Below are 7500 nucleotides of genomic sequence, written 5' to 3' on the forward strand. Positions count from 1 at the left end.
GTCACCATCAACGGCATGGCCAAGGGCGCCGGCATGATCGCGCCGGACATGGCGACGATGCTCTCCTTCATCTTCACCGACGCGCCGATCTCCGCACCGGCGCTGCAGGCGCTGCTCAAGGCCGGCGTTGACGACTCGTTCAACGCGGTGACCATCGACGGCGACACCTCGACCTCGGACACGCTCCTGATGTTCGCGACTGGCGCCGCGACCGCACAGGGGGCGCCGAAGATCACCAAGGCCAGCGACATCAGGCTGAAGCCCTTCGTGAAGGCATTGAACGCGATCCTCAACGATCTCGCCGAACAGGTCGCGCGCGATGGCGAGGGCGCCCGCAAGCTCATTGAGATCGTCGTCGAGGGAGCAACCACCAAGGCCTCGGCACGCAAGATCGCCATGTCGATCGCCAACTCACCGCTGGTGAAGACGGCGGTGGGCGGCGAGGATGCCAATTGGGGCCGCGTGGTCATGGCTGTCGGCAAGGCCGGCGAGCCCGCCAATCGCGACAAGCTGTCGATCTGGTTCAACGGCATTCGCGTCGCCAAGTCCGGCGCACGCGACCCGTCCTATAACGAGACCGAGGTCTCCAACGCGATGAAGAAGCCGGAGATCCAGATCAAGGTGGCGCTCGGCCTCGGCAAGGGCCGCGACCGCGTGCTGACCTGCGATCTCACCAAGGAATATATCGCCATCAATGGCGACTATCGGTCGTGAAACTCGTCCTCGTCGTTGCCTGCGCACTGATCGATCCTGACGGCCGCGTGCTGATCGCACAGCGGCCGGAAGGCAAGGCGCTGGCCGGCCTCTGGGAATTTCCCGGCGGCAAGCTGGAGCCTGGCGAGCGGCCCGAAGCGGCGCTGATCCGCGAGCTCGACGAGGAGCTCGGGATCACCGTGAAGGAAGCCTGCCTCGCGCCGCTGACCTTCGCCAGCCACGCCTATGAGGATTTTCACCTGCTGATGCCGCTCTATATCTGCCGGCGCTGGGAAGGCCTTGCGATCTCCAGGGAAGGCCAGAACCTCGCCTGGGTGCGGCCCAACAAGCTGCGCGACTATCCGATGCCGGCCGCGGATATCCCGCTGATCCCGCATCTGATCGATCTGCTCTAGGGCTTCAGCCCCTTCACCGCATCGGCGAGGCTCGCTTTCGCCGAGCCCGGCTTCAGCGGCTTCTGCTGGCTTTCATGCGGCGCCCAGCCGGACAGCCAGATGATGTCGAAGGTCGCGCGAATGCGACCGTCGGGATCGGCAAAGCGTTCACTATAGATCTGCGCCATGCGCAGCAGCGTCGCGCGGCGCAGCGGCGCACGGCGGCGCTCGACCAGCACATTGGTGGCGCCCATCCTGCGCAGGTCCTGCATGAGACCGAAGACGCTGTCGTAGCGTACCACGACGCGATCGACGTCGGTCACCGGCAGCGCAAATCCCGCCCGCTGCAGCAACGCACCGACATCGCGCAGATCGGCTGATGGCGCGACGCGCGGCGAGATGCCACCGTCGAGCTCGGCTTCGGCAGCAGCAAACGATTGCCGCAACTCGGTCAGCGTATCGCCGCCCAGCATTGCCGCCAGCAGCAAACCATCCGGCTTCAGCGCGCGGCGGATCTGCGCCATCGCGCCCGGCAGATCATTGACGAAATGCAGCCCGAGTGCGGAGACGACGAGATCGAGCGAAGCTGGCGCGAGATTGAGGCCATCGCTTTCGACATCCGGCACATCGACATGGGCGACATGACCGACGCGCCCGGCCACAACATCGCGCAGACCGTTGCCGGGCGTTGCCACGTCGACGGCATTGTCGAACTGGCGCAGCACCGCCTGCAATCGCTCGTCCATGTCGGCGACAACACGATCCAGCAGGAACGTCTCGGCGCCAAGCTGCGACGCACGCGCCTGCCGCACGCGCAGCAGGGCGCGGTCGAACAGGATCGGTGCAGCAATGGAGGTCTGAGCCATGCGGCTTGGTACGCCGAAGACCGGGGATCTGGCAATCGCGCTTGAGATCGGTGCAGGAGGGCTCTAGCCTTCAACCTATGGACGCAGAAACGACAGTGTCGCGGTCCCTCCCCGCGCAATTGCGCGGCGCGTTGAAGCTTTGCCGGTCCGCATTGAGGCAAACCGCCCGCCTTGCCCTTGACGTTGCGTTGCCGACCCTTTGCGTGGCCTGCCGGGAACCCGTGGCGGGCGAAGGCGTCTGCGCGGCCTGCTGGGGCAAACTCTCCTTCATCGCGCCGCCGTTCTGCAGCCGGCTCGGCATTCCGTTCGTCTACGATCCCGGCCCGGGCATCCTGTCGATGCAGGCAATCGCCGATCCGCCGGCCTATCAGCGCGCCCGTGCGGCCGTGCGCTATGACGAGGTCGCCCGCACGCTGGTGCATCAGTTGAAATATCATGACCGGACCGATCTGGCGCCAACCATGGGTCGCTGGATGGCGCGCGCGGGGAAGGAATTGCTAGCAGAAGCCGATCTTCTGGTGCCGGTGCCGCTACACTGGCGACGCGGCTTCAGCCGGCGCTTCAACCAGTCGGGCGCGCTGGCGCGGGCAATCGGCCGGCAGAGCGGTGTTGCGATATCCCGCGACGCCCTGCGGCGAATACACCCGACCGAACACCAGATCGGCCTGTCGCGCACCGAGCGCGCCAGCAATGTGCAGGGCGCCTTCAAGGTCCCGCCTGAACGCCAGGTTGAAATCCAGGGCCGCCGCGTCATTCTGGTCGATGACGTGCTGACCTCCGGTGCCACGACGGACGCCTGCGCACGGGCGCTGCTGCGCGCCAAGGCCGCTCAGGTCGATGTGCTGGTCTTTGCGCGGGTTGTGGAGGCCCACAAGGTCCCCATATAATCAGACACTTCCCCTGCAACTGGAGCACCCGATGGCCGCCGCGATTGAAATCTACACCCGTCCCGGCTGTGGCTATTGCAGTGCCGCGATCTCGCTGCTCCAGCGCAAGAAAGCCGCTTTCACCCATTTCGACACCGCGACCGACCCGAACCTGCGCCAGGAAATGTTCGACCGGACCTACCCCGGCGCCACCTTTCCGCAGATTTTCATCGGCGGCACCCTGATCGGCGGCTGCGACGATCTCTACGCATTGGACCGCGAAGGCAAATTTGACGCCATGATCGCAGGCGAGAAGGCCACCTCATGAGCCAGATATCCCCGACGTCCGAGCCCCAGACCTTCACCGCCGGGATGGTGCAGATGCGTACCGGCCTGCTGCCGGAGCCGAGCCTCGAACAAGGCCGCCATCTGATCCGCGAAGCCGCGCTCGCCGGCGCCGACTATGTGCTCACGCCGGAAGTGAGCAATATGATGCAACTCAATCGCACCGCGCTGTTCGAACATCTGCGCTCGGAAGAAGACGACCTCTCGCTGAAGGCCTATCGCGCGCTGGCCGCCGAGCTGAAGATCCACCTGCATATCGGATCGCTGGCCGTGCTGGCCAACCCGGAACGCGCCGCCAATCGCTCATTCCTGATCGGACCGGACGGCAATGTCCTGGCGAGCTACGACAAGATCCACATGTTCGACATCGACCTGCCTAACGGCGAGAGCTATCGCGAATCCGCGAATTACCAGCCGGGCGAGACCGCCGTCATCTCCGACCTCCCCTGGGGCCGCATCGGCCTGACCATCTGCTACGATGTGCGCTTCCCGGCACTGTATCGCGCATTGGCTGAAAGCGGCGCGTCGTTCCTGACGGTGCCCTCGGCCTTCACGCAGAAGACTGGCGAGGCCCATTGGCACACGCTGCTGCGCGCCCGCGCGATCGAGACCGGTTGCTTCGTCTTTGCGGCCGCGCAGGGCGGCGTGCATGAAAACAAGCGCACGACCTATGGCCACTCGCTGATTATCGACCCGTGGGGCGTGGTGCTGGCCGAAGCCACCGGCGTCGAACCGGGCTTCATCCTCGCGAAAATCGATCCGGCCAAGGCGACCGAAGCGCGCAAGACCGTGCCGTCATTGCAGCACGGCCGCCGCTTCAGTGTCAGCGACCCCAAATCGGGCCCGGACTACCTGCATCTCGTTCGGGAAGCGACATGATCCGCTACAACCTGCGCTGCGAGAAGGGACACGCTTTCGAAAGCTGGTTCCAGAGCTCCGGCGCGTATGACTCCCAGGTGAAGCGCAAGTTGGTGAATTGCCCGCATTGCGGCTCGGTGAAGATCGAGAAAGCGATCATGGCGCCGCGTATCGTCGGCAAGAGCAAGAACCGCCCGGAGGCCCCCCCTGACACGGGTTCCGAGTCCACAGCGCCGCTGATGATGGCGCCGCAGGAAGCCGAGCTCCGCGCCAAGCTGAAAGAGCTGCGCGATCACGTGACCAAGAACGCGGACAATGTCGGCGAAAACTTCCCGAGCGAAGCCCGCAAGATGCATTACGGCGATATCGAACATCGCCCGATTTATGGGGAAGCGACGCCAGACGAAGCACGCTCGCTGATCGACGAAGGTATCGAGGTGACTCCGCTCCCTGTGCTGCCAGGCGACCGGAACTAGGCACAGCACACGCTTATGCGCGTTTGGACTCGTGCCAACCCTCTATCCCGATAGAAGAATCCGAAAGCTTCCGGGATACGGCAATTTTGTGGCGTTCGAGTCACAGGCGTGGACAATCGCTTTGCCAGCCCTTGAGACATGGCAAAACTGGCCTAACTTATAAGCAAGTGCCTGAATATGAGTCGCGCGCTGCACTCAGATCGCATTGCGCGATTTCGGACCTGGATGTGTCCTGCAGGCTATAGTGCTGATGTTGAGTCGCGATCGGAAAGACGCGTTCCGTTACCACATTAGGAGCATCGCGACCAACAGGACGGCCGACCAGCAAGGAGAGAGGGATCATGTACAACGATTCTCTGTTCAATGCGTTCGCTCGAAGTTACGAGGCCCGAAGTCAGACGGACATGTCGATGTCCGAGTATCTGGAATCCTGCAGAGGAGACCCGATGCGATATGCCAACGCGGCGGAACGCCTGCTGGCGGCGATCGGCGAGCCTCAAATGATAGACACGGCCAAGGATCCACGCCTTGGCCGTATTTTTTTGAATCGTACCATCCGCAGCTATCCAGCCTTTGCCGGCTTTCACGGCATGGAAGATACGATCGAACGCATCGTCGCCTTCTTCCGCCACGCGGCGCAGGGCCTCGAGGAACGCAAGCAGATTCTTTATCTGCTCGGCCCGGTCGGCGGCGGCAAATCATCGCTTGCCGAGCGCCTCAAGGCGTTGATGGAAGTCCATCCCATCTATGTGCTGAAAGCCGGCGACCAGCTCAGCCCGGTCTTTGAAAGCCCGCTCAGCCTGTTCGATCCCGACACGCTCGGCCCGATGATCGAAGAGAAATACGGCGTTCCACGCCGGCGGCTTACGGGTCTCATGAGCCCGTGGTGCTATAAGCGGCTCGAATCTTTCGGCGGCGACATCTCGCAATTCCGCGTCGCACGGATCCAGCCGTCGCGATTGCGCCAGATCGCCATCGCCAAGACAGAGCCCGGTGACGAGAACAACCAGGACATCTCCTCGCTGGTCGGCAAGGTCGATATCCGCAAGCTCGAAGTCTTCGCGCAGAACGATCCCGACGCCTACAGCTATTCCGGCGGCCTCAACCGCGCCAATCAGGGCATTCTTGAATTCGTCGAGATGTTCAAGGCGCCGATCAAGATGCTGCATCCGCTGCTGACGGCGACGCAGGAAGGCAACTACATCGGCACCGAGAACATCGGCGCCATCCCGTTCACCGGCGTGATCCTTGCCCACTCCAACGAATCCGAGTGGCAGAGTTTCAAGGCCAACAAGAACAACGAAGCCTTCATCGACCGTATCTGCGTCATCAAGGTGCCGTACTGCCTGCGCGTCACCGAAGAACAGAAGATCTATGAGAAGCTCATTCAGGGCTCCGAACTCGCCACTGCACCTTGCGCACCGGCGACGCTGGAGACCCTCGCGCGCTTCTCCGTGATGTCGCGGCTGCGCAAGCACGAAAACTCGACCACCTTCGCCAAGATGCGGGTCTATGACGGCGAAAGCCTGAAAGAATCGGATCCGAAGGCCCGCAGTGTTCAGGAATACAAGGACGCCGCCGGTGTTGATGAAGGCATGGACGGTGCCTCGACGCGCTTCGCGTTCAAGGTTTTGGCCGCGACCTACAATCACGACACGTCGGAGATTGGCGCAGATCCCGTGCACCTGATGTATACGCTGGAGCAGGCGATCCGCAGAGAGCAGATGCCTGATGAAGTCGAAAAACGTTATCTCGAATTCATCAAGGCCGAGCTTGTACCGCGTTATGCGGAGTTCATCGGCCATGAAATCCAGAAAGCCTATCTCGAATCCTATTCGGATTATGGCCAGAACCTGTTCGATCGTTACGTCGACTATGCCGATGCCTGGATCGAGGATCAGGACTTCAAGGATCCTGACACCGGACAATTGCTCGATCGCGAATTGCTCAATCAGGAGCTGAGCAAGATCGAAAAGCCGGCCGGAATTGCCAACCCCAAGGACTTCCGCAACGAAGTCGTGAAGTTCTCGCTTCGCTCACGGGCGCAGAATGGCGGAAAGAATCCGACCTGGACGAGTTATGAGAAGATCAGGGAAGTCATCGAAAAGCGCATCTTCTCTCAAGTCGAAGATCTGCTTCCGGTGATCTCCTTCGGATCGAAGAAGGACGGCGAGACCGAGAAGAAGCATGACGACTTCGTCGCGCGGATGGTCGATCGCGGCTACACCGAGCGCCAGGTTCGTCGTCTCGTCGAATGGTATATGCGCGTGAAACAGGCCGGCTGACGCAAGGAGCCAACATAACGTGGCCATGCATATCGTCGATAGACGCCTGAACCCGAGCAGCAAGAGTCTTGAGAACCGCCAGCGGTTCTTGCGACGCGCGAAAGCTCTGGTTCAGGGAGCCGTCAAGAAAGCCTCCCAGGACCGCGACATCAAAGACGTCCTGGAAGGCGGCGAAGTGTCCATCCCGCTCGACGGGATGAACGAGCCGCGCTTTTACCGCGAGGGCGGAATTCGCGACCGGGTATTGCCCGGCAACGTGAAATTCGTGGAAGGTGATTACCTTCAGCGGCCGCAATCGAAGAGCGGCAGATCGAACGATGCCGGCGAAGGCGACGGCGAGGATGCGTTCCGGTTTGTGCTCAGCCGGGAAGAGTTCGTCGACATTTTCCTCGACGACCTGGAACTGCCGGATCTTTCCAAGCGCAAGCTGGCCGAAGTCGAGAACGAAGGCCTGCGCCGCGCCGGATATACAACGACAGGCTCGCCTGCCAATATCTCGGTCAGCCGCACCGTGCGCTTGGCCATGGCACGACGGGTTGCACTGCAGCGACCGCGACCGGAAGCCATTGCGCTGCTGGAAGCAGAGTTGGAGCATTGCAGTGACGAGCGCCGTCCCGAATTGCTGGCTGAAATCGAACGGCTGAAATCCAAGACGCGGCGAATTCCCTTCATCGATCCCATCGATATCCGCTATCGCCGCTTCGAGACCATGCCAA

General features: G+C 62.1%; 9 protein-coding genes. 8 read left to right on the plus strand and 1 reads right to left on the minus strand.

The window, feature by feature from the left end:
* Window positions 1-714, plus strand: a 714-nt coding sequence (locus ACEK02_RS18075; protein WP_371422958.1) for a bifunctional ornithine acetyltransferase/N-acetylglutamate synthase, incomplete at its 5' end; no start/stop codon positions are given.
* The gene (locus tag ACEK02_RS18080; protein WP_120287336.1) at window positions 711-1109 is read left to right on the plus strand and encodes a (deoxy)nucleoside triphosphate pyrophosphohydrolase; all 399 of its coding nucleotides are present in this window, start codon (window positions 711-713) and stop codon (window positions 1107-1109) included. The genes ACEK02_RS18075 and ACEK02_RS18080, both read left to right, overlap by 4 nt.
* Here the strand turns inward: ACEK02_RS18080 and ACEK02_RS18085 are convergent.
* A complete protein-coding gene (locus ACEK02_RS18085; RefSeq protein ID WP_371422959.1) occupies window positions 1106-1954 on the minus strand; it encodes a methyltransferase domain-containing protein in 849 nt (282 codons plus the stop codon). The two genes, ACEK02_RS18080 and ACEK02_RS18085, sit on opposite strands and share 4 nt — an antisense overlap.
* A gap of 77 nt (window positions 1955-2031) precedes the next feature.
* On the opposite strand from ACEK02_RS18085, the gene ACEK02_RS18090 reads away from it, so the two are divergent.
* From ACEK02_RS18090 to ACEK02_RS18115, 6 genes are all read left to right on the plus strand, one after another.
* Entirely contained in the window at window positions 2032-2841 is an 810-nt protein-coding gene (locus ACEK02_RS18090; RefSeq protein WP_371422960.1) for a ComF family protein, read from the plus strand.
* Between the two features lie 31 nt (window positions 2842-2872).
* Window positions 2873-3148, plus strand: a complete 276-nt coding sequence (grxC, locus tag ACEK02_RS18095) for a glutaredoxin 3 (protein ID WP_371422961.1) — start codon at window positions 2873-2875, stop codon at window positions 3146-3148.
* Window positions 3145-4044: a carbon-nitrogen hydrolase family protein gene (locus tag ACEK02_RS18100; RefSeq protein WP_371422962.1), complete on the plus strand. Its 900-nt coding sequence runs from the start codon at window positions 3145-3147 to the stop codon at window positions 4042-4044. The genes grxC and ACEK02_RS18100 overlap by 4 nt, the downstream gene beginning before the upstream one ends.
* Window positions 4041-4499 carry a DUF1178 family protein gene (locus ACEK02_RS18105; RefSeq protein ID WP_371422963.1) on the plus strand — a complete coding sequence of 153 codons (459 nt, stop codon included), beginning with the start codon at window positions 4041-4043 and terminating at the stop codon, window positions 4497-4499. Before ACEK02_RS18100 ends, ACEK02_RS18105 begins: the two co-directional genes overlap by 4 nt.
* A gap of 341 nt (window positions 4500-4840) precedes the next feature.
* A complete protein-coding gene (locus tag ACEK02_RS18110) occupies window positions 4841-6784 on the plus strand; it encodes a PrkA family serine protein kinase (RefSeq protein WP_371422964.1) in 1944 nt (647 codons plus the stop codon).
* A gap of 25 nt (window positions 6785-6809) precedes the next feature.
* Window positions 6810-7500: DUF444 family protein (locus ACEK02_RS18115; RefSeq protein WP_371422965.1), on the plus strand; the 691-nt coding region annotated here is incomplete at its 3' end.

It is taken from the genome of Tardiphaga sp. (assembly GCF_041424195.1).
Taxonomy (GTDB): domain Bacteria; phylum Pseudomonadota; class Alphaproteobacteria; order Rhizobiales; family Xanthobacteraceae; genus Tardiphaga.

Coding starts and splice junctions, on each gene's coding strand:
- ACEK02_RS18100 (WP_371422962.1), top strand. CDS start 3,145: ATGAGCCAGATATCCCCGACGTCCGAGCCCCAGACCTTCACCGCCGGG.
- ACEK02_RS18085 (WP_371422959.1), bottom strand. CDS start 1,954: ATGGCTCAGACCTCCATTGCTGCACCGATCCTGTTCGACCGCGCCCTG.
- ACEK02_RS18110 (WP_371422964.1), top strand. CDS start 4,841: ATGTACAACGATTCTCTGTTCAATGCGTTCGCTCGAAGTTACGAGGCC.
- ACEK02_RS18105 (WP_371422963.1), top strand. CDS start 4,041: ATGATCCGCTACAACCTGCGCTGCGAGAAGGGACACGCTTTCGAAAGC.
- grxC (WP_371422961.1), top strand. CDS start 2,873: ATGGCCGCCGCGATTGAAATCTACACCCGTCCCGGCTGTGGCTATTGC.
- ACEK02_RS18090 (WP_371422960.1), top strand. CDS start 2,032: ATGGACGCAGAAACGACAGTGTCGCGGTCCCTCCCCGCGCAATTGCGC.